This is a genomic window from Streptomyces sp. NPDC088785, from assembly GCF_044750685.1.
Classification (GTDB): domain Bacteria; phylum Actinomycetota; class Actinomycetes; order Streptomycetales; family Streptomycetaceae; genus Streptomyces.
Genome location: NZ_JBIVKH010000012.1, coordinates 105554 through 132088 on the forward strand (window position 1 = coordinate 105554; position 26535 = coordinate 132088).

25 protein-coding genes and 2 pseudogenes are annotated in these 26535 nt (G+C 75.5%); 15 read left to right on the forward strand and 12 right to left on the reverse strand.

All coding sequences use genetic code 11. From position 1 onward, the window contains the following. Window positions 1-52: 52 nt before the first annotated feature. Window positions 53-787: a type 1 glutamine amidotransferase gene (locus tag ACIP5K_RS27370; RefSeq protein ID WP_401413666.1), complete on the forward strand. Its 735-nt coding sequence runs from the start codon at window positions 53-55 to the stop codon at window positions 785-787. Here ACIP5K_RS27370 and ACIP5K_RS27375 read toward each other — a convergent pair. Continuing rightward, window positions 735-1997 carry a benzoate/H(+) symporter BenE family transporter gene (locus ACIP5K_RS27375; protein WP_401413668.1) on the reverse strand — a complete coding sequence of 421 codons (1263 nt, stop codon included), beginning with the start codon at window positions 1995-1997 and terminating at the stop codon, window positions 735-737. The two genes, ACIP5K_RS27370 and ACIP5K_RS27375, sit on opposite strands and share 53 nt — an antisense overlap. 163 nt (window positions 1998-2160) lie before the next feature. Here ACIP5K_RS27375 and ACIP5K_RS27380 point away from each other — a divergent pair, with 163 nt between their 5' ends. Continuing rightward, window positions 2161-2709, forward strand: coding sequence for a helix-turn-helix domain-containing protein (locus ACIP5K_RS27380; RefSeq protein WP_401413670.1), 549 nt, complete (start codon window positions 2161-2163; stop codon window positions 2707-2709). 52 nt (window positions 2710-2761) lie between these two features. On the opposite strand, the gene ACIP5K_RS27385 is transcribed toward ACIP5K_RS27380, so the two are convergent. The 5 genes from ACIP5K_RS27385 to ACIP5K_RS27405 form a co-directional block, all read right to left on the reverse strand. Beyond that, window positions 2762-3544 carry a hypothetical protein gene (locus tag ACIP5K_RS27385; RefSeq protein WP_401413672.1) on the reverse strand — a complete coding sequence of 261 codons (783 nt, stop codon included), beginning with the start codon at window positions 3542-3544 and terminating at the stop codon, window positions 2762-2764. A 159-nt stretch (window positions 3545-3703) separates the two neighbouring features. Next, a complete protein-coding gene (locus ACIP5K_RS27390) occupies window positions 3704-5248 on the reverse strand; it encodes a PstS family phosphate ABC transporter substrate-binding protein (protein WP_401413674.1) in 1545 nt (514 codons plus the stop codon). 105 nt (window positions 5249-5353) lie between these two features. Then, complete coding sequence (locus ACIP5K_RS27395; RefSeq protein WP_401413676.1) at window positions 5354-5824, reverse strand: DUF2269 family protein; 471 nt, start codon at window positions 5822-5824, stop codon at window positions 5354-5356. Then, window positions 5821-6147, reverse strand: a complete 327-nt coding sequence (locus ACIP5K_RS27400) for a hypothetical protein (protein ID WP_401413886.1) — start codon at window positions 6145-6147, stop codon at window positions 5821-5823. The genes ACIP5K_RS27395 and ACIP5K_RS27400 overlap by 4 nt, the downstream gene beginning before the upstream one ends. A 79-nt stretch (window positions 6148-6226) precedes the next feature. Continuing rightward, complete coding sequence (locus ACIP5K_RS27405) at window positions 6227-6898, reverse strand: DJ-1/PfpI family protein (protein WP_401413678.1); 672 nt, start codon at window positions 6896-6898, stop codon at window positions 6227-6229. A gap of 210 nt (window positions 6899-7108) precedes the next feature. On the opposite strand from ACIP5K_RS27405, the gene ACIP5K_RS27410 reads away from it, so the two are divergent. Beyond that, entirely contained in the window at window positions 7109-8047 is a 939-nt protein-coding gene (locus ACIP5K_RS27410) for a GlxA family transcriptional regulator (protein WP_401413680.1), read from the forward strand. Here ACIP5K_RS27410 and ACIP5K_RS27415 read toward each other — a convergent pair. Continuing rightward, the gene (locus tag ACIP5K_RS27415; RefSeq protein ID WP_401413682.1) at window positions 8040-8678 is read right to left on the reverse strand and encodes a DUF6629 family protein; all 639 of its coding nucleotides are present in this window, start codon (window positions 8676-8678) and stop codon (window positions 8040-8042) included. The genes ACIP5K_RS27410 and ACIP5K_RS27415 overlap by 8 nt on opposite strands. An 89-nt stretch (window positions 8679-8767) precedes the next feature. Here ACIP5K_RS27415 and ACIP5K_RS27420 point away from each other — a divergent pair, with 89 nt between their 5' ends. Then, entirely contained in the window at window positions 8768-9310 is a 543-nt protein-coding gene (locus ACIP5K_RS27420) for a MarR family winged helix-turn-helix transcriptional regulator (protein ID WP_401413684.1), read from the forward strand. Further along, on the forward strand, window positions 9307-11937 hold the full coding sequence (locus ACIP5K_RS27425) for an FUSC family protein (protein ID WP_401413686.1): 2631 nt from the start codon (window positions 9307-9309) through the stop codon (window positions 11935-11937). Before ACIP5K_RS27420 ends, ACIP5K_RS27425 begins: the two co-directional genes overlap by 4 nt. 27 nt (window positions 11938-11964) lie before the next feature. Here the strand turns inward: ACIP5K_RS27425 and ACIP5K_RS27430 are convergent, their stop codons facing one another. Then, window positions 11965-12369: a hypothetical protein gene (locus ACIP5K_RS27430; protein WP_401413688.1), complete on the reverse strand. Its 405-nt coding sequence runs from the start codon at window positions 12367-12369 to the stop codon at window positions 11965-11967. A gap of 307 nt (window positions 12370-12676) precedes the next feature. Between ACIP5K_RS27430 and ACIP5K_RS27435 the strand changes: the two genes are divergently transcribed. Then, window positions 12677-13186: a DUF5709 domain-containing protein gene (locus tag ACIP5K_RS27435; protein WP_401413689.1), complete on the forward strand. Its 510-nt coding sequence runs from the start codon at window positions 12677-12679 to the stop codon at window positions 13184-13186. 13 nt (window positions 13187-13199) lie between these two features. Here ACIP5K_RS27435 and ACIP5K_RS27440 read toward each other — a convergent pair whose 3' ends face one another. Beyond that, complete coding sequence (locus ACIP5K_RS27440; protein WP_401413691.1) at window positions 13200-13370, reverse strand: hypothetical protein; 171 nt, start codon at window positions 13368-13370, stop codon at window positions 13200-13202. A gap of 97 nt (window positions 13371-13467) precedes the next feature. Between ACIP5K_RS27440 and ACIP5K_RS27445 the strand changes: the two genes are divergently transcribed. The 3 genes and pseudogenes from ACIP5K_RS27445 (at window position 13468) to ACIP5K_RS27455 (ending at window position 16516) form a co-directional block, all read left to right on the forward strand. Further along, window positions 13468-13758, forward strand: coding sequence for a YkvA family protein (locus tag ACIP5K_RS27445; RefSeq protein WP_401413693.1), 291 nt, complete (start codon window positions 13468-13470; stop codon window positions 13756-13758). 151 nt (window positions 13759-13909) lie between these two features. After that, a pseudogene (locus ACIP5K_RS27450) lies at window positions 13910-14970 on the forward strand (PP2C family protein-serine/threonine phosphatase). Window positions 14971-15013: 43 nt separating this feature from the next. Then, window positions 15014-16516 carry an FGGY-family carbohydrate kinase gene (locus ACIP5K_RS27455; protein ID WP_401413694.1) on the forward strand — a complete coding sequence of 501 codons (1503 nt, stop codon included), beginning with the start codon at window positions 15014-15016 and terminating at the stop codon, window positions 16514-16516. 3 nt (window positions 16517-16519) lie between these two features. Here the strand turns inward: ACIP5K_RS27455 and wrbA are convergent, their stop codons facing one another. Then, on the reverse strand, window positions 16520-17122 hold the full coding sequence (gene wrbA / locus ACIP5K_RS27460; RefSeq protein ID WP_401413695.1) for an NAD(P)H:quinone oxidoreductase: 603 nt from the start codon (window positions 17120-17122) through the stop codon (window positions 16520-16522). 117 nt (window positions 17123-17239) lie between these two features. Next, window positions 17240-17771: pseudogene (locus tag ACIP5K_RS27465) on the reverse strand (DUF664 domain-containing protein). Between the two features lie 52 nt (window positions 17772-17823). Here ACIP5K_RS27465 and glsA point away from each other — a divergent pair. Further along, window positions 17824-19626, forward strand: a complete 1803-nt coding sequence (gene glsA / locus ACIP5K_RS27470) for a glutaminase A (protein ID WP_401413697.1) — start codon at window positions 17824-17826, stop codon at window positions 19624-19626. 9 nt (window positions 19627-19635) lie between these two features. Here glsA and ACIP5K_RS27475 read toward each other — a convergent pair whose 3' ends face one another. Then, window positions 19636-20355: a GntR family transcriptional regulator gene (locus tag ACIP5K_RS27475; protein WP_401413698.1), complete on the reverse strand. Its 720-nt coding sequence runs from the start codon at window positions 20353-20355 to the stop codon at window positions 19636-19638. A gap of 168 nt (window positions 20356-20523) precedes the next feature. On the opposite strand from ACIP5K_RS27475, the gene ACIP5K_RS27480 reads away from it, so the two are divergent. The 5 genes from ACIP5K_RS27480 to ACIP5K_RS27500 all read left to right on the forward strand — a co-directional run bounded on the left by ACIP5K_RS27480 (window position 20524) and on the right by ACIP5K_RS27500 (window position 26347). Beyond that, a complete protein-coding gene (locus tag ACIP5K_RS27480) occupies window positions 20524-21555 on the forward strand; it encodes a BMP family ABC transporter substrate-binding protein (RefSeq protein WP_401413699.1) in 1032 nt (343 codons plus the stop codon). Continuing rightward, on the forward strand, window positions 21552-23153 hold the full coding sequence (locus ACIP5K_RS27485) for an ABC transporter ATP-binding protein (protein WP_401413701.1): 1602 nt from the start codon (window positions 21552-21554) through the stop codon (window positions 23151-23153). The genes ACIP5K_RS27480 and ACIP5K_RS27485 overlap by 4 nt, the downstream gene beginning before the upstream one ends. A gap of 109 nt (window positions 23154-23262) precedes the next feature. Further along, window positions 23263-24366, forward strand: coding sequence for an ABC transporter permease (locus tag ACIP5K_RS27490; RefSeq protein WP_401413703.1), 1104 nt, complete (start codon window positions 23263-23265; stop codon window positions 24364-24366). After that, window positions 24363-25289, forward strand: a complete 927-nt coding sequence (locus ACIP5K_RS27495) for an ABC transporter permease (RefSeq protein ID WP_401413705.1) — start codon at window positions 24363-24365, stop codon at window positions 25287-25289. Before ACIP5K_RS27490 ends, ACIP5K_RS27495 begins: the two co-directional genes overlap by 4 nt. A 62-nt stretch (window positions 25290-25351) precedes the next feature. Next, complete coding sequence (locus tag ACIP5K_RS27500; RefSeq protein WP_401413707.1) at window positions 25352-26347, forward strand: ornithine cyclodeaminase family protein; 996 nt, start codon at window positions 25352-25354, stop codon at window positions 26345-26347. The last annotated feature ends 188 nt before the right edge of the window (window positions 26348-26535 follow it).

Below are 26535 nucleotides of genomic sequence, written 5' to 3' on the forward strand. Positions count from 1 at the left end.
CTTGATCTGCTGCGTCCGGACCCGGCGGGCGAAGGACGTGGAGGAGTCGCGCATGGTGGGCAGGGACGAGAACGGCGCCGTCCTCGTGGTGCAGCACATCCCGGACGGCGGCCCGCGCCGCGTCGGCACCTGGCTGGCCGGGGCCGGACTCGACGTCCGGGTGATACGGGCCTACGCGGGGGAGGAGCTGCCCGCGACGCTCGGCGGGCGCCCGCTGCTGGTCCTCGGCGGCGACTACCTGCCCGACGACGACGCACGGGCCCCCTGGCTCCCGGCGACCCGGCGCCTGGTCGCCCAGGCGCTCGACGACGGCAGCCCGCTCCTCGGGATCTGCCTCGGCGGCCAGCTGCTCGCGCAGGTCGCGGGCGGCACCGTGCGGGCCGAGCACGGCACGCCCGAGTACGGCAGCGTCTCCGTGCGGCTGCGCCCCGAGGCGACCGCCGACCCGCTGCTGCACGGGCTCGGCCCGGTGGTCCCCGCGATCGAGCGGCACGTCGACGCGATCACCGAACTGCCGCCGGGCGCCGTGTGGTTGGCGTCCAGTGACGCGTGCCCCTACCAGGCGTTCCGGGTGGGGGAGCGGGCGTGGGGCGTGCAGTTCCACCCGGAGGCCGAGGCGGACCGGATCGCCGCCTGGGACCCCGCCCCGCTCGCGGCGCGGGGCATCGACCGGGAGCGGCTGCACGCCCGTGCGCTGGCCGACGAGGGCGCGGCGGTCGCGGCGTGGTCGGTGGTCACGGCGCGGTTCGCCGCGCTGTGCGCGGGTCGGCGGCCGGTCGGGCGGTGACCGGAGCGCCCGGTGTCCCGGCGCGGCGGGCCGAGGTGACGAGGCTGGTCAGGGCTCCGGCGAGCAGCCCCCAGAACGTCGAGCCGATCCCGAGGAGGGTGACGCCGGAGGCGGTGGCGAGGAACGTCACCGCCGCCGCCTCGCGCGCCGAGGGGTCGGCGAGCGCCGCGGCGAGGGACGCCTCGATCGTGGCCAGCAGCCCGACCCCGGCCACCGCCATGACGAGCGCGTGCGGCATCGCCGCGAGCAGGGACACCACCGTGGCGCCGAGCAGCCCCACGCACAGGTAGAAGACGCCGGACCACACCGCCGCGAGATAGCGCCGCTCCCGGTCGGGGTGCGCCTCCTCGCCGGTGCAGATCGCGGCGGTGATCGCCGCCAGGTTCAGCCCGAACGCGCCGAAGGGCGCGAGCACGGCCGTGACGGCGCCGATCCACGTCATCATCGGCGACACCGGCACCTGGTAGCCGGCCGCGCGCAGCACCGCGACACCCGGCAGGTTCTGCGAGGCCATCGTCACGACGAACAGCGGTACGCCGACGCTGATCAGCACCTTCCAGTCGAAGGACGGCGCCGTGAACACCGGCTGCGCCAGCGACAGGCGGATCCTCTCCAGGTGCCAGCCGCCCGCCAGGACGGACGCGACGACACCGCCGCCCAGCGCGACGAGGACCGCGTACCGGGGCAGCAGGCGACGGGCCGCCAGGTACAGGGCGAACACCGGGAAGGCGATCGCGAAGCTGCCGTCCATCGAGGCGAAGAGACCGGTGCCGAAGTGGAGCAGCACCCCGGCGAGCAGCGCCGACGCCAACGGCACCGGTATGCGGTCCATGGCCTTCGCGAACCAGCCCGTCACCCCGCTGACGACCATCAGGGCGGCGCTGAAGACGAAGGCGCCCACGGCCTGCGCCATCGACACGCCCGTCAGGCCGGTCGCCAGGAGCGCCGCGCCCGGGGTCGACCAGGCGGTGACCACCGGCGCCCGGAACCGCAGCGAGAGCCCGATCGCGGTCACGGCCACGCCGACGCCGATCGCCAGCATCCACGAGGACGTCTCCCGGGCATCGGCCCCGGCGGCCCGCGCGGCGGTGAAGACGAGCGCGGCGGAGCTCGTCACGCCGACCAGGACGGCGATGAGCCCCGCGGCGACGGCCGACGGCGGCGCGAGCGCGCGGACGCGGGCGAGGCGGGAGAGGGAGGACGAGGGCATGCGGGATCCACTTCCGGGGGCGTACGTCGGACGGGCGCGGCGGGGCACCGCGGTCGTTCCATAAACAGAACGTTCCGTTTGTGGAACACTAGAGACGCGGACGACGGCCCGTCAACCGGGTACGGGTCGCCCGCGCGATCGACTGCGGACGGGAGGCGGGGCGGTGGGCCTGAACGACGAAGTGGGGCGCAGGCTCAAGGAGTTGCGCCAGGGCGCGGACCTCTCCCTGTCGGAACTCGCCCGCCGCTCGGGCGTCGGCAAGGGCACGCTCTCCGAGCTGGAGGGCGGCCGCCGCAATCCCACCCTGGAGACCCTGTACGCGCTGACCACCGTGCTGGGCCGCCCGCTCAGCGCCGTCCTGGACGACCCGCCCTCCACCGGGCGCGCGAGCGCCGCGGGCGTCTCCGGCAGCGCCGTCACGGCGGTCCTCGTCGAGCGGTACGAGGACGAGGAGGCCGCCACCGACGTCTTCCGCGTCACCATCGCCGACGGCGCCACGCAGGAGTCGGCCGCCCACGCCCCGCGCACCACCGAGAGTCTGATGGTGCTCTCCGGGACCGCGCTGGTCGGCCTCCCGCACGCCCCGCGGACGGCGGGCCCCGGCGCGCACGCCCAGTGGCCCGCCGACGTCCCCCACGTCTACGGCGCGCCCCACGGAGAGGTGCACGGCATCCTGTTCGTCCGCTACCCGAAGGACGGGCCGCACCGCTAGGGCACACACCGCCGGGGCGCACCGCCGGGGCGACGTCGACCGGACCGCGGGGCTACGCCTGCGGCGGCGTCGCGTTCGGGTTCACGTCGTCGAGCTTCGAGATGTCGACGGACTCGCTCGCGGACGGCGTCGCCGACGGGACCGGCTTGTCGTAGTCGGCCAGGGTCATCGTCAGATTCTGCCCGCCGCCCTTCTCCGTCGCCTTCACCAGGCGGTGCGGCGCGTCCGCGGTGACGTACATCGTGAGGGTGCTGCCCTTGTCGCGGCCGGTCAGCGGGACGACCCCGGTGCCGTCGACCTCCGTCGCGTCCCCCTTGGAGAGTTTCCGCTGCGCCGAGTGGGCGGAGCCGCTGTCGAGCCGGCCGCGGAACGCGTCGAGGTCGCACGTGTCGGCGAAGCTCTTGAGCATCTCGTCGTCGGTGGTGCCGTGCACGTACTTGCCGTCGAACAACTGCGCCGCCAGCGTGCCGGAACCGCCGCCGACCTGCGTCTTCCAGAAGGTGTCGTCCGGCTTCAGCCACACCTGGTCGCCGCGTTTGACGAGGTCGACCGAGCCGCCGTCGGCCCCGCCGACGCCCATCCGCAGCGAACCGGCGCAGTTGCCGTCCCGGTCGAGCCGCAGATCGAACAGGGCCGGAGTGCGGACGTCGCGCCCGGTGTCCGACCGGTTGGCCACGGTGAGGTGCAGGGATGTGGCGTCCAGGAGTTCCTTCTTCGCGTCGTCGGCCAGCTGCCGCGCGGAGAGGTCCGAGGCCGCGCCGCCGTCGGCGAACGCCGGAGTCGCGCAGAGCACACTCACGCACACGCACACGGCCGCCGCTGTGGTCCGGGTCATGACGTCACCTCGCTGTCCGGGACGCCCGCAGCGGGACGTGCGGGCCGAGCGCCCGAAATACCCACAAATTGTACGTTCGGGCCGTGACCGATGTCCTGGCGGGACCGGTCCGTCGGGTCCGTCGGGTCCGTCGTCGGGGCCGTAGGGTGCGGCCTTCGGTCAGTCGTCCTCGCCGCACACCCGCAGCCCGACCGGCGTCCCGCACGGCAGGTGCCCGTGCGCGGCGACCACGCCTTTGCCGGTGCCGTTGTCGACCGCGTACGACAGGAAGCTGGAGGCCAGCGAGTCGGCCGGCGGACGGCCGTAGGTGTAGGCGTACTCGATCTCGCGGTAGGGGTAGCCGTCCCGGTCGAGCCGGTCCGGGTCGGGGGCCCGGCCGTCCAGCGTCACCCGGTGCAGGCCGTGCGGCGCGTCCGGCGGCGAGGCGGCGCGCAACTCGCTGTAGCCGAGGGCGCCCGGGGTGCGCGCCACCGCCTGGAGGACCTGCTCGGTGGAGTCGAGTTCGCAGCGCAGGACCGGTGACGTGGCGCGCACGGTGCGCCCGACGCAGTCGTCCGAGGTGGCCGGCGGCTCGTCCGTGCCGCCGAGGACGCGGCGGGTCAGCGCGGAGCGGGTGCCCGAGCCGGAGCCGCGGCTGACGAGCACGATCGGCAGGCGGGGCCCGCCGACCTGCGACCAGTCGCGGACCTCGCCGCGGTAGATGCGGCGCACGTCGGCCACGGAGAGGTTCCGCACGCGGACGTCGTCGTGCACGACGAGCGTGAACAGCGAGACCGCGACGCGGCTCTCGCTGAGCCCGGTGTAGCTCGCCGGGCGCGGCCCGTCCGAGAAGGCGATGACGCCCGTGCCCCGCTGGGGCCCGCCACCGGAGAGGGCGAGTTCGCGCACCCCGGTGCGGCTGCCGTAGGCGGCGACCGTGATGACCGGCCGGTCCTGGCAGTGGTCCCGGTACTTCCGCGCCAGCTCGTCCAGGACCGGCGCGAACGCGGTGGAGCCGGTCAGCCGGAGCGTCCCGGTCTCGCAGTCGGCGGGCAGCGCGGACGGCAGCAGCAGCGGGAAGGTGACCGAGGCGATGAGGCAGAGGCCGAGCACGACGGTCGTCCAGCGGGCCCGCCTGCTGAACACCGGCGGCTTCTCGTCCGGGGTGAGGCTGTGGTTCTCGTGCAGACTGCCGTCGCGCACGTCGCCGGTGACCGTCACCGGGCCGCCCTCCTCGCCGCCCGTCAGCAGTACGAGGATCTTGTAGAACGCGCCGGGCCGCAGCGGGACGCGGGGGATCAGCAGGGTGCTGGAGCCCACCACGCGCAGGCCCGGCTCGTCCTCGAAGTAGCCCATCAGGTTGGCGTGTCCGGGCGGCAGCGTCACGTCCTGCGCCGCGATGCGCCGCCCGGGGAACTCGGCGGTCAGCCCGTACTCCCGCGGGGAGTGGATGTAGTCGGACTCCTCGACGTGCCGGGTGCCGTCGTTCTCGATGCGCAGCAGCACGAGCGTCGCGTCGCGCATCGCGGGCACGTCGTTGAAGAGCCCGAGCCGCGGATCCGACGCGTGGGGCGGTGCGTTGTGCCCTATGGCGATGTCCATCTGCTTGCGGAAGCCGATGCGCCTGCTGCGCCGTGCGCGCAGGTCCGCGAGGAACGGCGTCGCCATGGAGAGGACGCCGAGCACCAGGCCAGCGACCGTGAAGATGATGTCCAGCCGTCCCATGCGACGACGGTACGGAGTCCCCCCGCGGCCCGGGGCAGTCCGGCGCCGACCTTCGTCCAGTGTTCGACGGCCGTTCAACTACGCTGCCGCGCGGCTCCGTTCCGGTCACCCTCCGGTGGTGGATCCGGGCCGGACGATCATCAGGATCGTCACCGTCGCCCACAGCAGGTTGAACACGCCCGTGACCATGGCGAGCCGTCCCGCCGCCGCTCCCCGCGCGTCCGCGTCCGTCCCCGGTCCCGGTTCCTCGGCGGCGGCCAGGGCCACCTCCTGGCCGGGCAGGATGCCCACGATGAGGACGGCCGCGGCGGCGGCGGTCAGCGCGATGGAGACGATCAGCCACGCGCTGCCGAGGACCCCGAGACTGCTCGCCGTGGCGAACCCGAACACCGGCACCGCGAGGCCGACCCCCGCGTACACCCGGCAGATCCGGTGCATGACGCGCAGCGTCGCGCCGGTGTCCTCCGCCCGGGGCGCCGTCCGCAGCGCCGCGGGGAACATGCTCGCGGCCACGGCGACCGGCCCCACGGCCAGGACGGCGGCCAGCACGTGCAGGATGAGCAGCACCTTCGTCATGAGCGGGCGCCGTCCGCCGGGGCGGGCGCGCGGCGGCTGCCGGCGACCTTCGACGCGGGCAGCCGTCCGGCCCGGGACGTTCCGGTGAGGGTGTCGCCGTCGACGGTCACGGCGAACGTGAGGTTCAGCCGCAGCGGCCTGGTGACGGCCTGCCGCCAGGTGAGCCGGTCGCCGTCGAGCGCGACGTCCGCGAGCGGCACCTCCTCCCCGGCGCCGTGCGCCACGCCGGTCAACCCGTCCCCGGTGTCCTGGAGTTCGACGACGGCTGTGACGGTTCCGATCGGGGTGGAGACGGCCAGGTCCCAGGTCCCGGCGGCGGACATGCGGTTCATTCGGTCGTTCCTCATGTGGTGGGTGTGGTGGGTGTGGTGGGTGTGTTGGAGGGGGAGCAGGGCGGCGGGCTCAGAAGGCGGCGGGCTCGGGGCCGCGCGCGTGCCACACCGTGCCGCGCCGCTCGTACGCGAACAGGTCCTCGACCGCGTGGGCGATCCGCGGGCCCAGCTCGCGCTCCAGCAGGTACAGGCCGAGGTCGAGGCCCGAGGTGACGGCGGCGCCGGAGACGAGGTCCCCGTCGTCGACGACCCGGGCGCGCACGGCGTGTGCCCCGGTGGCGTCCAGCAGGTCCAGGCCCAGGTGGTGGGTGGTGACGTGGCGCCCTTCGAGGAGTCCCGCCATGGCGGGGACGAGCGCGCCGCCGCACACCGTGGCGAGCGTCGTGTCCGGGTTGTCCAGGACGGCTTTCAGGAGCGCGGGCAGCCCGGTGGTGAGCGTGCGGCCGAGGAGCACCGGGATCGTCGGCACGGCCGCCTCCGGGTCCGGCTCCGCGTCCGGCGCGCCGACTCGGCCCGCGGCGCCCGGCACCAGGACGACGCCGGGGCGTGCGGGATCGAGGGCGGCGGTGGCCCGCAGCGCGAGCCCGCCGGTCCCGCCGACCACCTCCCGGGGCCCTTCGGCCGCGACCAGCTCGACGCTCACCGCGCCGTGCGACGCGGCGCCCCCGGCGTGCAGCACCTCGAAGGGGCCGATGACGTCGAGCGGGTCGAAGCCGTCGAACAGGACGATCTGTACGTGCATGGGGGCGGGCCCTTCGTGGTGCTTCCTGGGGGACGGCGCCCGGTCCGCACCGGGCGCCGTCCCCGACGCTAACCAGCGGGTGATCGTCACCCCAGTGGCATTACCGACACCTTCCACCGGAATACCGCCAGCACCTGTGCACGGCCCCTGCCAGGCGAGTAGCGCGGGAATCGGCATGGCGTCTTCTCGGCGGCGGGGTATGTTCCCGCCATGCACACCGTCGCCCTGCTCGCCCTTGACCAGGTGATCCCCTTCGACCTGGCCACCCCCATCGAGGTGTTCGCCCGCACCCGGCTGCCCGACGGCAGGCCCGGCTACCAGGTGCGGGTCTGCGCCGAGGCGCCCGAGGTCGACGCCGGCGCCTTCCGCATCCGGGCGCCGTGGGGACTCGACGGACTGACCGGCGCCGACACGGTCATCGTGCCCGGGACCGCAACGCCGCTGGCGCCGCTCCCGCCCGCCGTGCGCGACGCGCTGCGGGCGGCCGCGGCGGACGGCACCCGGATCGCCTCGATCTGCGCGGGCACCTTCCCGCTCGCGGCGACCGGCCTGCTCGACGGGCTGCGCGCCACCACCCACTGGATCGCCGCCGACGCGCTCGCCGCCGCGCACCCCCTGATCGACGTCGACCCGGACGTGCTCTACGTCGACAACGGGCAGTTCCTCACCTCAGCGGGCGCCGCCGCCGGACTCGATCTGTGCCTGCACATGATCCGGCGCGACTACGGCTCGGCGGTCGCGGCCGACGCCGCCCGGCTGTCCGTCATGCCGCTGGAGCGCGAGGGCGGGCAGGCCCAGTTCATCGTGCACGCGCAGCCGCCCGCCCCGCAGGGCTCCTCCTTCGAGCCGCTGCTCACCTGGCTCCAGGACAACCTGAGCCGCGATCTGGCCCTCGCCGACATCGCCGACCGCGCCGGGATCAGCACCCGCACCCTGATGCGCCGGTTCCGCGAACAGACCGGCACCACACCGCTGCAATGGCTGCACCGGGCGCGCATCCGCCGCGCCCAGCACCTCCTGGAGACCACCGGGCACCCGGTCGAGCGGATCGCGGCGCAGGTCGGCTTCGGTTCCCCGACGGCCTTCCGCGACCGGTTCAAGCGCACCACCGGTGTCAGCCCGCAGGCGTACCGGCGCAGCTTCAGCTGAGCGCGGGCCGCCGGGTCCGGCCGGCGCCGCGCAGCCACCCGTAGAGGACCACCGAGCAGACGGCGGCGCAGGCGCACCACGTCGAGATGAACTCCCAGCGCCACAGCGCCGCACAGAGGGCGGCGCCCGCCCCGGCCAGCACGCCGAGCAGGACCAGACCCGGCTCACCGGACAGCAGCAGCGCCCCGATCGTCGCGAGCAGGTACCCGGCGAGCAGCCACGGGGCGTGCGGCAGTCCGATCGCGTACCCCATGGTGTGGCCGCGCACCTCGGCGGTGACCGTGCTCGTCGCCAGGAGGTGGGCGAGGACCGCCGACGTGACGACGCCCGACGCGAGCGGCAGCGCGAGCCGGCGGCGCGCGCCGCGCGGGGCGGCGCAGCACACGCCCACCGGCACCCACAGCGGCAGCAACGGGAGCGCGATCACCGCCCACGCCAGGGTGGCGGGGCCGGTGCCGCCCCCGGCGTGCCAGACCAGCGCCTCGATGAGCTGGTGCGCCCCGAGGAGCAGCGGGAGGGCGGCCAGCGGCAGGGCGCGGCGCCGGGTGCGCGCCGCGCGGGCCACACAGGCCACCCCCACCGCGGCGATCGCACCGCCCGCCACCAGATCCGCCGTCGCACTCCAGCACATGCCCGTCACGCTACGTCCCCCCGGCCCCACGCGACATCGGGATGCACCCGGCACCGAGTAAATGTAGAAGGCATGTATATTCTTTCTATATGCATCTATCTGAGGGGCCGGCCGGTACTGCCGGCGGCCCGGACGCCGATCCGGCCGACGTCGTCGGCGCGCGGCGCATCGAAGGCGCCGCCCGAGGGCTCCTGCGGGGGATCGCCCAGCTCTCCCAGATCCTCTTCAGGGCAGGGGAGTTCGGCCTCACCCGCAGCCAGATCGCCGTGCTCGACGCGCTGGAGGAGGCGCCGAGCCGGGTGACCGCGCTCGCCGCGCGCACCGGCATGGCCCAGCCCCGCGTCACCGTCCTGCTGCAACAGTTGCAGGAGGCCGGACTCGTCGAGCGGCGCCGCTGCGAGGACGACCGGCGGGCCGTGGAGACCTCGCTCAGCGCCGCCGGACGCGCCCTGCTGGAGCGGGGGCGGCAGCGGATGGCCGCCGCCCTGCTCACCGCACTCGACGGCGGGGCCGGGGACATCGAGCGGTCCGCGCGCGCGGTCGCCGCCGCCCGCACCGCGATCACCCCCCTGCTGGACGCCCTGATCGCCCAGAACGCACCCGTGAAGACCGTTGAGACGGAGGCCAGTTGACCACCCCGGGCACCCTGCCTGACCAGTCCGCCACCACCGAGCCCGGCACGGTCGCGGACCTCGCCCCGCACCGGGTCGCCGGCCCGCGCCGCTGGTGGGACTGGGTCCTCGCCGCCGACCCCGGACTCGGCCAGCTCCAGTCCGGCTGGCGATCGCTGGTCGCCATGGTCACCTCCCTCGCCGTCGGCTACTGGACGGCCGGAGCGCTCGACATCCCGGCCATGATCGGCATGATGGTCGCCGGCATGATGGGCCTGATGAGCGCCTTCGCGGTCGCCGAGAACACCTGGGACCGCCTGGCCCGCGTCATTCTGTGGATGCCGTTCCCCTACAGCGCGGTGCTCTGGGTGTGCGCGAGCCTCGACGGGCGGCGCACCGCGCAGATGTCCCTCATGGTCGCCGCGCTCGCCCTCACCTTCTTCCTCGCCAGGTTCGGCCCGTTCGCGCTGATCACCGGCATGATGCTGTTTAACGGCCTGATGGTCGGCATGCTCGCCGGGATCCCCGCCTCCCTCGTCGGCAAGGCCTTCGCCGTCGCCCTGGTCGCCGCGGCCGCCGTGCTCGCGACCCGGCTGCTGCTCTGCTTCCCGATGCCGCGCGAGGACCTGCTGCGCACCCAGCGCGCCTTCGTCGTCGAGGCCCGCCGGGTCGCCGACGCCGCCGTCGACGCCCTCGACCCCGACGCCGACCAGCAGCGGGCCGTACGCCGGATGACCCGCGCCCTGCGCCGCCTCAACATCACCACCGTCACCATCGACGGCCGGCTCGCCCAGCCCGAGGTCGCCGCCGACCCGGCCGCCGCGGAACTCCTGCACCGCCACCTCTTCGACGCCGAACTCGCACTGCGCGGCATCGGCCAGGCCGCCGCCGACCTCACCCGGCTGCCCGTGCCCGCACCCCTGCGCGAGGCCCTCGCCGTCGGTCTCGTCCTGGCCCGCGACACCCCGCTCGGCCGCGCCGAGGGACTGCGCCCCGCCGCCGCCCACATCCAGGAACGGGCCGGGGCGATCCTGCGCGACGCCACCGCGACCCCCGACGCCGTCGAGGCCGCCGTCCTCGCCCGCCGGACCGGCGACCTCCTCGACACCCTCGCGGACGCCCTCGGCGACTGGCTCGCCCTCGGCCGGCGCACCTGCGCCGACCCCGCCGACGTGCCCTTCCAGCCGACCGTCGCCCTGGAGAACGACCGCCTCCCCGGCTCCGCCGGACCGGCCCGGCGCGTCCTCGCCGCCGGTTCCGGGACCGGCTGGCGGCGCGCCGTCCCGTACATCCGCGTCCCCGCGCACGCCGCGATCGCCGCCGCCATCGTCTGCCCCATCGCCGACGCCATCGACCCGCGCCGCTTCTACTGGGGCCTGGTCGGCGTGATGATCACGCTGTTCGGCACCAACACCACGCACGAACGGCTGCGCAAGTTCGCCCACCGCATGATCGGCACGGTCGTCGGCGCCGTCCTCGGCATCGTCCTGCTCCACCTCGTCGGCCGCGACCACGTCTACGCCACGCTCGCCGTCATCGTCGCCGGGCTCTCGCTCGGCGCCTGGGGCATCCAGCGCGCGTACGCCTGCTGGGTCGTCGGCCTCGTCGTCGCCCTCACCCAGCTCTACGGCCTGACCACTCCCGACAGCGGCATGGAGCACCTGCTGGGGGAGCGGATCCTGGACAACGGCATCGGCATCCTCGTCGCCACCGCCTGCGCCGCACTGATCTTCCCGCTCTCGCGCCGCACCGTCGTCAAGGAGGCCGAACGCGGCTACGTCGACGCCCTCGCCCAGGTCGTCCAGCAGGTCGAGCGGCGCTGGGACACCCCCGACGCGCCGGTGCGGCTGCGCGGCGCGGCCCGCGCCGTGGACGCCGCCCTGCTCCAGGTGCAGGGCCTCGTCCGGCCCCTGGTGCGGATGCCGCTCGGCGTGCGCGGCCCGGCCGCCGACCACCGGGCGGCCCTGCTCGCCACCGCGACCGGGCACGCCCGCTCCCTCGCCGCGGCCGCCGACATCGACGTCGACCTGCCCCCGCGGCTGGCCGAACGCGCCCGCCTCGTGACCCAGACCCTCACCGCGTCCCTCAAGGAACTCGACCGGTTCTACGCGACCGGCGAGCCCGAGGGCGCCTGGCGCCGGGTCGGCCCCCTGGTCCGCGAACTGGAGACGGAACTCGCGCCCGCCGCGCCCGGCCCCCGCGCCGACCGACTGCGGACGGCCCTGCGTGAGATCGCCGCCCTGGACGAGGCGCTCGCCGCCTACGCCGAGCAGGCCGGCCTGCCCGTCGCGGCGCCCGGCCGCACGGCCGCCGCCAGTACGCCGATGCAGCGCACCACCCGCGCGCTGATGGCGGCCTGGGGCGAACCGCAGACGCGCCCCCGGACCACCGGCCCCGCCCGGCTCACCGGGACCGTGCGCTGCGACCGCCACCCCGAGGGCTGCCCCGCCTGGATCACCGTGATCAGCGCCCGCGGCAAGCGCCTCGCCAAGGCGCAGGTGCACCACGGCGCCTACACGGTGGAGACGCTCCCGCCCGGCACCCACACCCTGGTCGTCTCCGGCGAGCGGCACGCGCCCCGCGCCGAACTCGTCACCGTCGAGGCCGGCGCCGGGACCGTCCGGCACGACGTCGCACGGACGCCCTGACGGGTCCGGCCGGGGCCCCGGCCGGTGTCAGCGCGCCGCGCGCAGCCGCGGGGCCACCGAGAACGAGCCGCTGGCGGCGCGGGCGCCACCCGCCCGCGCCGCCAGCTCGATCGTGTAGCCGTCGCCGTTCACGACGATCGGCAGCACCGTGGTGGTCTCCCCCTCCGGCGCGTCGCTCAGCTTCGCCGCGAGCCGTATCACCCGGCCGTCGCCCCCGTGCACGAGCCACATGTCCAGCTCCTGGCCGGTGGAGTTGCGCCAGGTCACGAAGACACTGGCGCCCGCGCGGTGCACGGAGCCCGTGGCCGGGGCGGTGACGGTGAGCGCGCCGTCGCCGGCCGCCGTGCCCGCGGGGGCGACGACCAGCGCGGGAAGCGCGGCCAGGGAGGCGGCCAGGGAGAGGGACACGGACAGGAATCCGGTGCGGCGCATGCGACGACCTCGTTCCGCGAGAGGACTGACGGACGGAGCTCCCGGACCGGGCGGCCCGGAAGACGGACACCCGAGGTGTTCCCGCCCGGCAAGATCACCTAAGGGCCCGCACGGCATCCCCACCCCATGGGGTACGTGCCTGTCCCCGAACCGGCGGCTTCGACAGGACAGCCGGGCCCCGGGCACGCATCCTCGCGCCCGCGCGCCCGCAAGCCCGTTCGCGTACGGCCGGGGGGCGTGATCGGGCGCAGACTGGATAAGCGACAGGCACGGAAAGCAACGGGGACCCGGAAGGAGGACACACCGGATGACCGAGTCCAGCGATGTGACGGCCATGGGTGACGAGGTGTATCAGCCGGGTGATCCGGACGCCCATGAGGACGAGGGCATCCTCGAGGTGGAGGACACCCTCTACGACCGCGGGGTCGACCCGTACGACGAGGGCTGGTCGCCTCCCGAGCGGCCGCTGGGCGTCGAGCACAGCGGCACCACGGCGGCCGAGCGGCTGCGCGGCGAGACCCTCGACGAACGGCTGGCCGAGGAGCGCCCGGACCCCGCCGTCGAGGAGTACGAGGCACTGGAGTCCGGCGCGGAGCCCGGCGACGGCATCGGCGACCTGCCCGGCGGCACCGGGGAGCCCGTGGACGCGGAGGTCGGGGCCGCGCGGGCGGGACGCCTCGTCGCCCTCGACGAGGGTGCCCACGAGGACGCCGAGAAGGACATGGTCGCCCTGGACGTGGGCTTCGGCGGCGGCGCCGCGTCGGCCGAGGAGGCCGCCGTGCACCTGGTGGAGGAGGACGGGCGGACGGTGGACTGACCGGCCGCGGCGCTCACCGGCCGGTGTAGGCCGCGGCCAGCATCAGCCCGACCGACAGCACGGCGGTGCACAGCGCGGTGACCGGCGGCGTCAGCGCCGGCCGGTCCGTCGCGAGCCGGCGCGCGGTGAGACCCGTGCAGACCACGCTGACCGCCCCCAGGATCATCGCCACATAGATGAGCACGAACCGTCCTCCTTGTGCGGGCCGGGATCCGGGCTCCATGATCGCGTGACGGACGGCCCGGCGCACCCGGGCCGCGGGCGGGGCACGGAGGAGACGTATGGACACGAACACCTGGCTCGTGCTGGCGGCGGTCGCCGCCCTCGCGATGCTGGTGGCCGCCGCTGTGCTGCTCGTGCGGGTGTTCAAGGCCCGGCGGCTGCTCGCCGACGCGGGCGTCCCGCTGCGCGACAAGGCGCTGTTCTGGACCGCGGTGATCTACACGATCTCGCCGGTCGACCTGCTGCCCGACCCCATCTACCTGGACGACATCGGGTTCCTGCTGGTCGCCCTCAAGGCCCTGCACTCCGCGGCGCGGCGCGCGGGCCTGGAGCGGACGGAGCACGAGTAGCCGGCCCGACTCCCTCCGAGCGACGGTTCGCTGACGGAGTGTCACCGCACGTCGCGGATGTGCGGTTATCCCACCCATCACCAAGAAACCCCGCATACGCTCAAGCCGCGACATGTCCGAACGCCGATGGGCCGTCCTGACGGGGAGAGCGATGACGAAGGCGGAGTTCCCGGCCGGCCGGGCCCTCGCCGCCCTGCCGTACGCGGTGCTGGGCGTGGTGGTCCTCGCCGAACTGCTGACGCCCACCGGATTCGGGCTGCTGTCCCTGATGGCGCTCGGCCCCGCCTTCGCCGGGCTGAGCGGCGGCAAGCGGCGCACCGCGCGGATCGGCGCGTTCGCCGTCCTGCTGTGCGTCCTGCTCGCCGCATCCGACGGGACCCTCGGCAGGCGCCGCGTCTACATCGCGTCGATCAGCGTCGCCGGGGTGACCGCCGCCGCACTCGGCGCGGTCGTCATGCGCGAGCGCCGCGACGCCGAACTCGCCAGCGTCCGCTCCATCGCCGAGGTCGCGCAGGCCGTACTGCTGCGACCCGTCCCGCGCGTCGCAGGCGCCCTGCGCGTCGCCGTCTCCTACACCTCGGCCGTCGCCCAGGCGCGCATAGGCGGTGACCTGTACGAGGTCGTGGTCGTCCCCGGCGGCACCCGCGTCATCATCGGCGACGTCCAGGGCAAGGGCCTGGAGGCCGTGGAGACCGCACCCTGGTGCTCGGCGCGTTCCGCGAGGCCGCGCACGACGGGGCCGGACTGGCCGGTCTCGGCCGACGGCTGGAGCGCGCCCTGGAACGCGAACTGCTCGGCGAGCGGTTCGTCAGCGCCCTCCTCGTCGAGATCGCCGCGGGCGACCGCGAGGCGACGTTCCTCAACTTCGGCCACCCGGCGCCGCTGCTCGCCCGCGCCGACGGCACGACCGCGTTCCCCGAACCGCCCCGCTTCGCGCCGCCGCTCGGCCTCGGCGTGCAGGGCGGCGACGAACCCGTCCCGTACACCGTCCCGTTCGCCCCCGGCGACCAGCTGCTGCTCTACACCGACGGCGTGAGCGAGGCCCGCGACCGCGACGGCGCGTTCTACCCGCTGGAGGACCGGGTGACCTTCCTCAAGGACACCGACCCGCAGGCCGCCCTTGAGCGGTTGCGCACCGACCTCGTCGAGCACGCGGCGGGCCCGCTGCACGACGACGCGGCGATGCTCCTGCTGCGCCACCGCGACGCCTGAACCGCCCGCCGCGCGGGGCCCCACCCCGTACTACGGTGCCCGTATGCCTCGATCAGCGGTCATCGGCGTCGACATCGGCACCTCCAGCAGCAAGGGCGTCCTCGTCGCCCTCGACGGCACCGTCCTGCACACCGCCGTCCGCACCCACACCGTCGACCGGCCCGCGCCCGGCCGGGTGGAGATGGACGCCGACGTGTGGTGGGACGAGTTCGCCGCCCTGACCCGGGAGCTGACCTCGGACCCGGACACGGCCGTCATCGCGGTGGGCGTCAGCGGAATGGGCCCGTGCGTCCTGCTCGCCGACGCCGACGACCGGCCGGTGCGCCCCGCGATCCTGTACGGCGTGGACACCCGCGCCGGGCGCCAGATCGACCGCATCGAGCGGGAGCTGGGCGCGGCCGAGATCGTCCGCCGCTGCGGCTCGCGCCTCACCTCGCAGGCCGCGGGCCCCAAGATCGTCTGGATCGCCGAAGAGGAACCGGACCGCTACGCCCGCGCCCGCCGCCTCTACATGCCCGCCTCCTGGCTGGTCCGCCGGCTCACCGGCGCGTACGTCCTCGACCACCACTCCGCCAGCCAGTGCACCCCGCTGTACGACATCGGGGCCCACCAGTGGCACCGGCCCTGGACCGACACCCTCGCCCCCGGCCTCGCCCTCCCGGCCCTCGCCTGGTCCGGGGAGCGGGCGGGCGCCGTGACCGCCGCAGCCGCCCGGCGCACCGGACTGCCCGCCGGGATCCCCGTCGGTGTCGGCACCATCGACGCCTGGGCCGAGGCGCTGAGCGTCGGCGCGCACCGCACCGGCGACCTGATGCTCATGTACGGCACGACGATGTTCCTGGTGCACACCCTGCCGCACCCGCTGCGCGACCCGTCGCTGTGGACCACCGTCGGCGCGCTGCCCGGCACCCACAACCTGGCCGGCGGCATGGCCACCTCGGGCGCCGTCACCGACTGGCTGCGCGACCTGTTCGACACGGCCGACCACACCCGGCTGCTGGCCCTCGCCGAGGCGGCGGGGCCCGGCGCGCACGGCCTGCTGATGCTCCCCTACTTCGCCGGTGAGCGCAGTCCCGTCATGGACCCGGCGGCGCGCGGCGTCATCGCGGGCCTGACGCTGTCGCACACCCGGGGCGACCTGTACCGGGCGGCCCTGGAGGCGACGGCGTACGGCGTCCGCCACCACATCGAGGCCATCGAGGCGGCGGGCGGTGACATCCGCCGGGTCGTCGCCGTCGGCGGCGGCACCCGGGGCGGGCTGTGGACCCGGATCGTCTCGGACGTCACCGGCCGCGCCCAGGAGGTGCGGGCCACCACCGTGGGTGCGAGCTACGGAAGCGCCCTGCTCGCCGCGCGATTGGTGACCGACGCCGACATCGACGCCTGGAACCCGCTCGCCCGCACCGTCACCCCGGACCCGGCGACGGCGGACCGCTACGAGACGCTCTACGGCCTCTACCGGGACCTGTATCCGGCGTCCGCGCCCGTCGTGCACGCGCTCGCCGGTCTCCAGGGCGCCGGACGGAGCGGACCACCGGCCGGGTGACGGTCAGGACTCCAGCCGCAGCGAGATGTCCGCGAGGTGGCGGCCCTGATAGCGGGCGGCCTCCAGGACGGCCGCGTCCGGACCCTCGCCGCCGCCGCTCGGCCAGCTCACGCCGTAGGGGTTGCCGCCCGCCGCGAAGATCAGCGGGTCGGTGTAGCCGGGCGGCACGATGACACAGCCCCAGTGGTAGAAGACGTTGTTCAGGGCGAGGATCGTCGACTCCTGGCCGCCGTGCCGGTTCATCGCCGACGTGAAGCTCGTCGCGGGCTTGTTGTGGAAGACCCCCGCGTTCCACAGCCCGCCCGTCGTGTCGATGAACTGCTTCAGCTGCGCGGCCGGGGTGCCGAACCGGGTGGGCGTGCCGAAGGCGTACGCCGTCGCCCACTCCAGGTCCTCCAGCGTCGCCTCGGGCACCGCGTCCCTGGTCGCGTCGACATGCGCCCGCCAGGCCGGATTGGCGTCGATCGCGGCGTCCGGCGCCAGCTCGGGCACCCGCCGAAGCCGCACCTCCGCGTTCCGGCTCCGGGCGCCTTCGGCGACGGCCTCGGCCAGCGCGTGGACGTTTCCGGTGGCGCTGTAGTAGACGACGGCGACACGTGCTTGCATCGATCTCTCCCAGGGAAGTCGGCATCAGGTGTTACCGACATCCTGGCCCGGCCCGCCACCCGCCGAACGGGCCCCAGGGCCGTACGGGTGAGGACCTTCGGCCCGCCGCCCGCGGCCTCAGGTCCCGCTGGGCCGCCGCGGCCCGCCGGACCCGGCCTGCCGGGCGATCCGTTCGAGTCGGTCGTGGAGCCGGGACCACCACGCCGGGTCGTGCGGGGGCAGGGAGTCGTCGTCCCGCCGGTACCCGACCGCTCCGTCCGGCCCCTCCCGGAGGATGTCGGCGTGCCCCGCGTGCCGCTGGGTGTCGGACAGGGCGCGCACCGGCGCGTGGTGCAGGGTGATCGCGGCGCGCTCCGCCGGCCACCACGGCACCGTGCCGGACGTGTCGAGGGGGAGGGCGCGGACCGTCGCGTCGGCCAGGGCCCACGCCCTGCGGTGGCGCTCCACGATCAGCTCCCGGGACTCCTCGGCGCCGGCGTACGTGTCCGCGTTCGGGTCCGCGCCATCCCGGAGGTCGGGCAGCGGCTCCTCTGGGGGTGAGGGGGCGGCGCACGTCGTACTCGCTCAGCCCGTCCAGCTTCCCCACCAAGGCCTCGCGCGCGTCCTGGAGATGGCGCAGCAGGTCGTCCTTGTGATCGCTCTCGGCCACGGCGGCAGTCTGCCGGGGCGCGCGCCCGCGGGCGATGGGATTGGATGGGCGGGTGCGACACGACGAGCAGGGACTTGCGGGCGACCCGCTGAGCGGGCTCCTCGACCAGGTGCGCCGCAGCCTGCGCGACCTGGTCGGCGGCGCGCCCGCCTCGTACATCCCCGAGCTGAGCCGGGTCGACCCGGACCTGTTCGGGCTCAGCCTGTGCGCCCTCGACGGGCAGGTGTACGGCAGCGGGGACACGGACGCGCCGTTCACCGTGCAGTCCGTGTCGAAGCCGTTCGTGTTCGCCCTCGCGCTCGCCGACCGCGGTCTGGACGAGGTCCTCACCCGGGTGGGCGCCGAACCGAGCGGCGAGGCGTTCAACTCGATCCGGCTCGAACCCGGCACCGGCCGCCCGCCCAACCCGATGGTCAACGCCGGGGCCATCGTGACCACGTCGCTCGTCGCCGGGGACACCCCGGGCGCCCGCTTCGACCGCATCCTCGACGGGCTCAGCGCCTTCGCCGCCCGGCCGCTCGCCGTCGACGGGGCCGTCTACGCCTCCGAGCGCGCCACCGGTGACCGCAACCGCGCCCTCGCCTACCTCATGCACAACGCGGGCTCCCTCACCGGCGACGTCGAGGAGCAGCTCGACGTCTACTTCCGGCAGTGCTCCGTCCTCGTCACCAGCGACGATCTCGCCGTCATGCACGCCACCCTCGCCGCGGGCGGCATCAACCCCGTCTCCGGCGAACGCGTCGTCGCCCCGCGCCACGCGCAGCACGTCCTCGCCGTCATGGCGACCTGCGGCATGTACGACGCGTCGGGCCAGTGGATGCTCCAGGTCGGCATGCCCGCCAAGAGCGGCGTCTCCGGCGCCATCGGCGTCGCGCTGCCCGGCCAGTTCGGCATCGGCGTCTTCAGCCCGCCGCTGGAGGAGAAGGGCAACAGCGTGCGCGGCATCGCCGCCTGCCACCTGCTGTCCGACCAGTTCGGCCTGCACCTGATGCGGGCCAGCGTGCCCGAGCGGCGGCCGATGCCGCCCCGCTCCCTGCACCCCGCGCCGCTGCGCTCCCTGCGGCACCGCCCCCGCGCCCAGCGCGCCGCACTCGAAGCCCACCCCGACCGGATCCGGGTCCACGTCATGCAGGGCGACCTCGACTTCGCCACCGCCGAGCAGACCCTGCGCGCCGCCCGCGAACTCCCCGCCGCCGTCGGCTGGTTCGCCCTCGACCTCACGCGCGTGGGCCGCATCGAACCCGTCGCCGCCGACCTGCTGCGCGCCCTCGGCGAGAACCTGCGCGGCCGTGACGTGCGCATGGTGCTCGCCGACCCCGACCAACGGCAGGCCATGGTCCACACCGCCGACGAGTTCCCCGACCTCGGCCGCGCCCTGGAGACGTGCGAGGACGCCTTCCTCGCGGGCCTCGGCCTCGACCCCGCCGCACCGGTGCCGCTCGCCGACTGCGACCTGTTCGGCCGCGTCGACCCGGACCTGAGATTTGCGCTCGCCGACGCCTTCGACACGCTGCGCCTCGGCGCCGGGGAGAGCGTCGAACCCCCGGGGCGGCAGCTGCGCGAGCGCATCGTCCTCTGGTACGTCGAATCGGGCCGCCTCGCCGTCTGCGCCGACACCACCAAGGCCGTCCCCGCGCTGCGCACCTGGTCCGCCGGCCCCGGCGCGGCCCTCACCCCCGCCGACTTCCCGGCGCGCATCGCGCGCCGGGTGCTGGCCGAGCGCGACACCGTCTGCCGCACCCTCACCGCCTCCGGCCTGGCCCGGCTGCGCTCCCTCGTGCCCGAGGCCGTGGCCCACCTGGAACGGGCCCCGCTGGAGGGCGCCGACACCGTCGACCGCCCGGACGCCGGATAGCCCGTACGGCTACGGGCCGCGCCGGCGCCTGCGGGCGGCCACCTCCTGCGGGTCGATCTCCGGGTGCGACCACGCGGCGGCCAGCGCCAGCGACTCGGCGCGCCCGTCCGCGACATGGCCCAGCGCCAGCGCGGCCGCCCGGTCCGCGGCCCCGGCCGCGATCGCCTCGTACAGCTCTTCGTGCTCCGCGCACTGCCGGGCCGCGTCGCGTTGCGCCGTGAGCCGGAACAGCCACAGCGTCCGGGCCTCCAGCGGCCGCATCATGCTCGTCAGGAGCGGGTTGTCGGACAGTTCCACGATGTCGGTGTGGAAGCCCGCGTTCGCCGCCGCGATCGCCGCCCGGTCCCGCCGCCCGGTGGCCGTGCGCGCCGCGTCGAGCCGGCTCGCCAGCCGCGCGAGCCCCTCGGCGCCGGCCCGCTCGGCGGCCAGCCGCGCCGCCAGCGACTCCAGCGACTCCCGTACGTCGAACAGGTCGCGGACGTCGGAGGGCGTGAACGGCGACACCAGGGCCCCGCGCCGCGGCACCAGCACCACGAGCCCCTCCGCCTCCAGCCGGCGCAGCGCCTCGCGCAGGGGGATCCGGGAGACCTCCAGCTCCGCCGCGAGATCCCGCTCCACCAGCCGTTCCCCGGGCTGGAGTTGGGCCTCCACGATGCGCCGCCGCAGCGTGTCGTACGCACGGTCGCGCAGCGAACCGCGCTCCGCGCCCGCCGCCTGTACCGCTGTCACCAGGGTGTCCTCCGCTCCGTTCCGGATCTCACAGTAAGCGGACCGCGGGGGAGTGCGCGCAGTGCTAACCGGCCGCTAACACGCGGGCAACACACCGCTCCCAGACTGAGGGCGCGTAACGGTATACCACTAACGGGCCCGCGGGCCCCGCCCCCTGGAGGCACCTCAGTGGCACACACCCCTCTCCGTCGCCCGGCAGCGCTCGCGACCGGCACCTGTCTCGCCCTGACCGCCGGGCTGCTGCTCAGCGGGTGCGGCGGCGCCTCCTCCGCGCAGGACGCCGCGCCGTCCGCCGGCGGTGACCTCGCGGTCGGCGTCCTGTTCCCCGGCTCGCTCTCCGACGACGGATTCATGGAGTCCGCCCACCGCGGATACCTGCGCGCCGCGAAGCGGCACGCGGGCGAGGTCGCGTTCAGCAAGGTCGAGCAGGTGCAGGCCGCCGACTACGAACAGGCGCTCGTCCGCTTCGCCACCCACGCCGACCTGGTGATCTCGCTCGGCGGCCAGACCGACGCGGCCGTGCGCAAGGTCGCCGCCCGCTTCCCGAAGGTCAGGTTCGCGGAGATCGGCGGCCCGGCCGACGCCGAGCCCACCGCCAACCTCGCCCTGTACGACCCGCAGCAGGCGCAGGCCGCTTTCCTGGCCGGCGCCGCGGCCGCCCTGCTGTCGAAGAAGGACACCGTCGGCTTCGTCGGCGGCGCCGAACTGCCCGCCATCGTCAACGCCGCCAAGGAGTTCGAGCGCGGCGCCGAGGCCGCCGACCCCGGGGTGGAGGTCCTCGCGCCCCAGTACGTCGGCGACTTCAACGACGCCGCCCGGTCCAAGCAGTCCGCGCTCGCCGACTACGGCGCGGGCGCCGACGTCCTCGGCCAGGTCCTCAACCTCGGCCACAAGGGCATCGCCCAGGCCGCGGCGGGGCGCGGGGGCCGTCTCGTCGGCGGCCCGCTGGCCCACGACTGCGCACGCGACAGCGTCTACGCCGGTTACGTGGAGACGGACATCGGCGCCGAGCTGGAGTACGCCACCGACCAGCTGGTGAAGGGCTCCTGGAAGGCCGAGTCGGTGCACTTCGGACTCGGCTTCGCCACCCCGCACAACGACCTCGTGCTGTGCGGCACCGGCGCACCGGTGGCCGCCGCGAAGAAGAAGCTCGACGCCCTCAGGGCGAAGCTCGCGTCCGGGGAGATCACCACCCGATGACGCACCCGGCACCCGCACTGGAGATCACCGCCCTGACCAAGTCCTACGGCGGCGTACGGGCGCTGGACGGCATCGACCTCGTCGTGCGCCCCGGCACCGTGCACTGCGTGCTCGGCGAGAACGGCGCGGGCAAGTCCACCCTGTGCCACGCCGTCGGCGGCTCCCTCGTCCCGGACACGGGCACCCTCAGCCTCTACGGAACGCCGTACGCGCCGCGCCGCCCCGCCGACGCGCTCACCGCCGGAGTCGCCCTGGTCCACCAGCACTTCAGCCTCGTCCCGACGCTGACCGTCGAGCAGAACCTGCGGCTGCTGCGGCTGCCCGCCCTCGACCGGGCGCTCGCCCGGGTCCGCGACACCTACGGCCTGGAGGTGCGGCCCGACGCCCGCGTGGCGGACCTGCCGGTGGCCGCCCGCCAACAGGTCGAGATCGTCAAGGCGTTGCTGCGCGCACCGCGGCTCCTGGTCCTCGACGAGCCGACCGGCGTCCTCGGCCCGGCCGAGACCGACGCGCTGCTCGCCACCTGCCGGAGCATCGCCGACGCGGGCGGCGCCGTCGTCCTCGTCACCCACAAGCTCGGCGAGGTGCGGCGCGCCGGGGACGAGGCCACCGTCCTGCGCGGCGGGCGCGTCGCGGGCGGCGGCCCGCTCGCCGACCTCGGCACCCCGCAGCTGGTCCCCCTGATGATCGGCCGCGCCGCCGGCTCCCTCGACCCCGCCCTCGCCGGCCCGGTCGGCCTCGCCGCACCGGTGGCCGCCGCGGAACGCGGGGCACCGCGCCCGGCGGGCCCCGCCCTCACGCTGACCGGCGTCACCGTGCGCCGCCCCGACGGCACCCCCGCCCTCGACGGCGTCGACCTCGACGTCGGCCGCGGTGAGATCGTCGGCGTCGCGGGGGTCGAGGGCAACGGCCAGAGCGAACTCACGGCGCTGCTCGGCGGCTCCCTCGCCCCGGACGGCGGCCGCGTCGCGGTCGGCGGGCGGGACGTGACCGACGCCGGGCCCGCCGGCCGCACCCGCGCCGGGCTCGGCGTCGTCCCCGAGGACCGCCACCACGAGGGCTGCGTACCGCAGTTGTCGATCGCGGAGAACCTGCACCTCGGGCGGCTCGGCCGGTTCCGCCGGTGGGGCGTCGTCCTCGACCGGGCCGCGCTGGCCCGCGCCGCCGCCGACACGATCGCCGCCCACGGCATCCGCGCCCCGGGGCCGGGCGCGCCGATGTCCGCCCTGTCCGGCGGCAACCAGCAGAAGGTCGTCCTGGCCCGCGAACTCGCCCTTGACCCGCTGATCGCCCTCGCCGCCGCCCAGCCCACCCGCGGCCTCGACATCGGCGCCGTCGCCGCCGTCCACACCCGGATCCGGGAGGCGGCGGCCCGCGGCGCGGGCGTCCTCCTCGTCTCCGCCGAACTCGACGAACTCCTCACCCTCGGCGACCGGATCCTCGTCGCCTACCGGGGCCGGCTGCTCGGCCCCGTCGACCCGCGCGACCCCGCGGCCCGGGACCGGATCGGGGAGCTGATGGTGGGCGCCGCCGCACCCGGGCCGACACCGGCACGGGAGCGGACGGCGCCGCAGGAGCAGACACCGGCCGAACCCTGATCGGCGTACCCGGCGCGCGCGTGCCCCCGACGCGCGTACCCGGGCACCCACCGTCTTCGTCCCCGACCGTCCCGACCGTCCCGACCGTCCCGACCGCCCGAGGAAACCCGTGACCGTCACCACCACCGCGTCCCCACCGGGCCGCCGCACGGCACCGCGCCCCGCCGAGCTGGCCCGGCATCCCGTCTCCGTCGCCGTCCTCGCCGCGCTGCTCGCCCTCGGCGCCGGCCTGCTCCTCGTCGTCGCCGCGGGCGCCGACCCCGCCACCGCCTGGGCCGCCCTCGACGACGGCATGTTCGGCTCCGCGTACGCCGTCGGCAGCTCCTTGAACTCCGCCGCCGTCCTGGCCCTGATCGCCACCGGGTTCACGGTCGCCCACCGCGCCGGACTCGTGAACGTCGGCGGCGAGGGGCAGCTGTGCGCGGGCGGCACCGCCGCGGCCGCCACCGGGCTCGCCCTGCCCGCCGTCGTCCCCGGCGCCGTCGGCACCCCCCTCGTGCTGCTCGCCGGGTTCCTCGGCGGCGCCGCCTGGGCGGGCGTCGCGGGCTGGCTGAAGGTGCGGCGCGGCACCAGCGAGGTGATCACCACCCTGCTGCTCAACTTCATCGGGCTCGGGCTGGTCTCCGTGTCCGTCCACGAGACGGCCCTGCTGCGCCAGCCCGTCACGTCGTCGGAGACGCTGCCGCAGTCCGCACCGCTGCCCGCCGGGGCCCAGCTGCCGCTGATCGGCGGCGCCGAGTCGCCCGCGACGGCCGTCGTGATCATCGCCGCTGTCCTCGCCCTCGGCACCGGAGCCGCCCTGCGGCACACCGCGACCGGAGTGCGGCTGCGCGCGGTCGGGCACTCGCCCGCCGCCTCCGCCCGGCTCGGGGTGCCCGTCGGCCGCCTGGAGAGCGGCTCCCTCGCCCTCGCGGGCGGCCTCGCCGGGCTCGCCGGCGGCGCCCTGATCGCCACGGCCCCGTACGTCCTCGCCGAGAACTTCTCCTCCGGCTACGGCTTCTCCGGCCTGGTCGTCGGACTGCTCGCCCGCGGCTCGCTGACCGCCGTCGCCGCCGCCAGCCTGCTCTTCGGCTTCCTCACCAGCGGCGGCATCAACCTCCAGCTCGCCGCGCAGGTCCCGGCCCAGACCGTGCAGATCGTGCAGAGCCTGCTCGTGCTGTTCATCGCCGCCGCCATGCTGATCACCCGTCGCGGTCCGAGGAGCGGCTCATGAGCGCCGTCGTCGACGAACTCGCCTCCGGCGGCGTCCGCATGGCGCTGCCGCTGCTGCTCGCCTCCTCCGGTGAACTGCTCAGCGAACGCGCGGGCGTCCTGAACCTCTCCGTCGAGGGCATGATGCTCACCGGCGCGTTCGCGGGCGCCGCCGGCGCCCACGCCTCCGGCAGCGCGGGCGTCGGTGTGCTCACCGCTCTCGCCGCCGGTCTCCTCTTCGGCGCCCTCCAGGCGCTGCTGAGCGTCACCCTGCGCGCCGACCAGATCGTCACCGGCATCACCGCCAACGCCCTCGCGCTCGGCGCGACCACGTACGGCTCCCGGCTCCTGTTCGGCGACGGCGGCGGCCGGAGCGCCCTGCCCGGTTTCGACCCGCTGCCCGTGCCCGGCCTGCACGCGATCCCCGTGCTCGGCCCCGCCCTCTTCGAACAGACCCTCCTCGGCTACGGCGCGTTCGCGGTCACCGCGCTCCTCGCCGTGACCCTGAGCCGCCGCACCACCTGGGGACTCGCCGTCGACGCCGTCGGCGAGGACGCGCTCACCGCCGACCGCTGCGGGCTCCCCGTCCGGCCGATCCGGTACGCCGCCGTGCTGCTCACCGGCGCCACCTCCGCCCTCGCGGGCGCCCACCTGGCCCTGTCCGAGGTGCACGCCTTCAGCGACAACCTCACCGGCGGCGTCGGCTACCTCGCCGTCGTCGCCGTCATCGCCGGCCGCTGGCGGGCCTGGCCGACGCTGCTCGCCTGCCTCGTGTTCGGCCTCGCCCAGTCGCTCCAGTTCGCGGCCCCCGCCCTCGGCCTGCACCTGTCGGCGCCGCTGCTCGTCACCCTCCCGTACGTGTTCGCGCTGCTCGCGGTGAGCGGGCTTGCGGGCCGCAGCCGCGCCCCCTCGGCGCTCACCGTGCCCTTCCTGCGCGGCAGTTGACACCTCCCGCGCCTCCCGCGTCCCGCACCCGCCGTACGTCCTTCGTCAGGAGCACCCGCACCATGACCCTGATCCTCACCAGGTCCACCATCCGCGCGCTGCTGGCCGACCAGGTCGAGGAGGTCGAGGCGGCCGTGGCCCGCGCCCACCGCGACCTCGCCCGCGGCGCGGCCGTGCTGCCCGCCCCGCCCGCCCTGCGGCTCCCGGACACGCGGGACACCTTCCTCGCCATGGCCGCCGCCTCCGCCGCCGACGGCCTCGCCGTCGTCAAACTCCTCGCCGACCTCCCCGGTAACCGCGCGCGCGGGCTCCCCGTCCAGCGCTCCGCCGTCCTCGCCGCCGACACGGCGACCGGCGCCTGCCACGCCCTGCTCGACGGCGCCGAGCTCACCCGCGTGCGCACCGCCGCCGCGACCGCCGTCGCCACCCGCGCGCTGGCCCGCCGGGACGCCGCCACCCTCGGCCTGATCGGCACCGGACCGCTCGCCCGCGCCCACGTCAGGGCCCTGCTCCCGGGCCGCCCCTACGAGCAGGTCGTGCTGTGGGGCCGCACCCCGGCCGCCGCCCACGACCTGGCCTCCTGGATCACCGCCGAACTCGGCCTCCCCGCAAAGGTCCTGGACGGGCCACGGGCCGTCACCGAGATCAGCGACGTGCTGTGCACGCTCACGCCGTCCCGCGAACCGCTCGTCGAGGGAGCCTGGCTGACACCGGGTCAGCACCTGAACGCGGTCGGCGCCCCGCCCCGCCCCGATCACCGCGAACTCGACACGCGGGCGGTGCGGCGCTGCCGCATCGTCGTCGACGCCTTCGACACCGCCCGCACCAAGTCCGGCGAGGTCCTGATCCCGCTCGCCGAGGGCGCGTTGCGCGAGGACGACTTCAGGACCGAACTCGGCGACGTCCTCACGGGCACCGCCCCCGGCCGCACCGCCGACACCGACCTGACCCTCTTCAACTCCGTGGGGGTGGGGCTCCAGGACCTCGCCGTGACCCGGCTCCTGACCGACCTCGCCGAGCGCAAGGGACTCGGCACCCGCATCGACCTCGGCTCCTGACGGCCACCGGGACCCGTCCCCGCACGTCGATGAACGGTCCCGGCCCCGGAAGGCGTCCGTCATGGCCATGCGGCCCCGGCGCGGTCGGCCGCTATCCGGACCGTGGTCCCTCCGCGCCGCTCCGGTGACCCGCGCGGGCGCCTTTCGGCCGCCGCGCGGCCCTGTCGACATGCCGATACGGTGGCGAA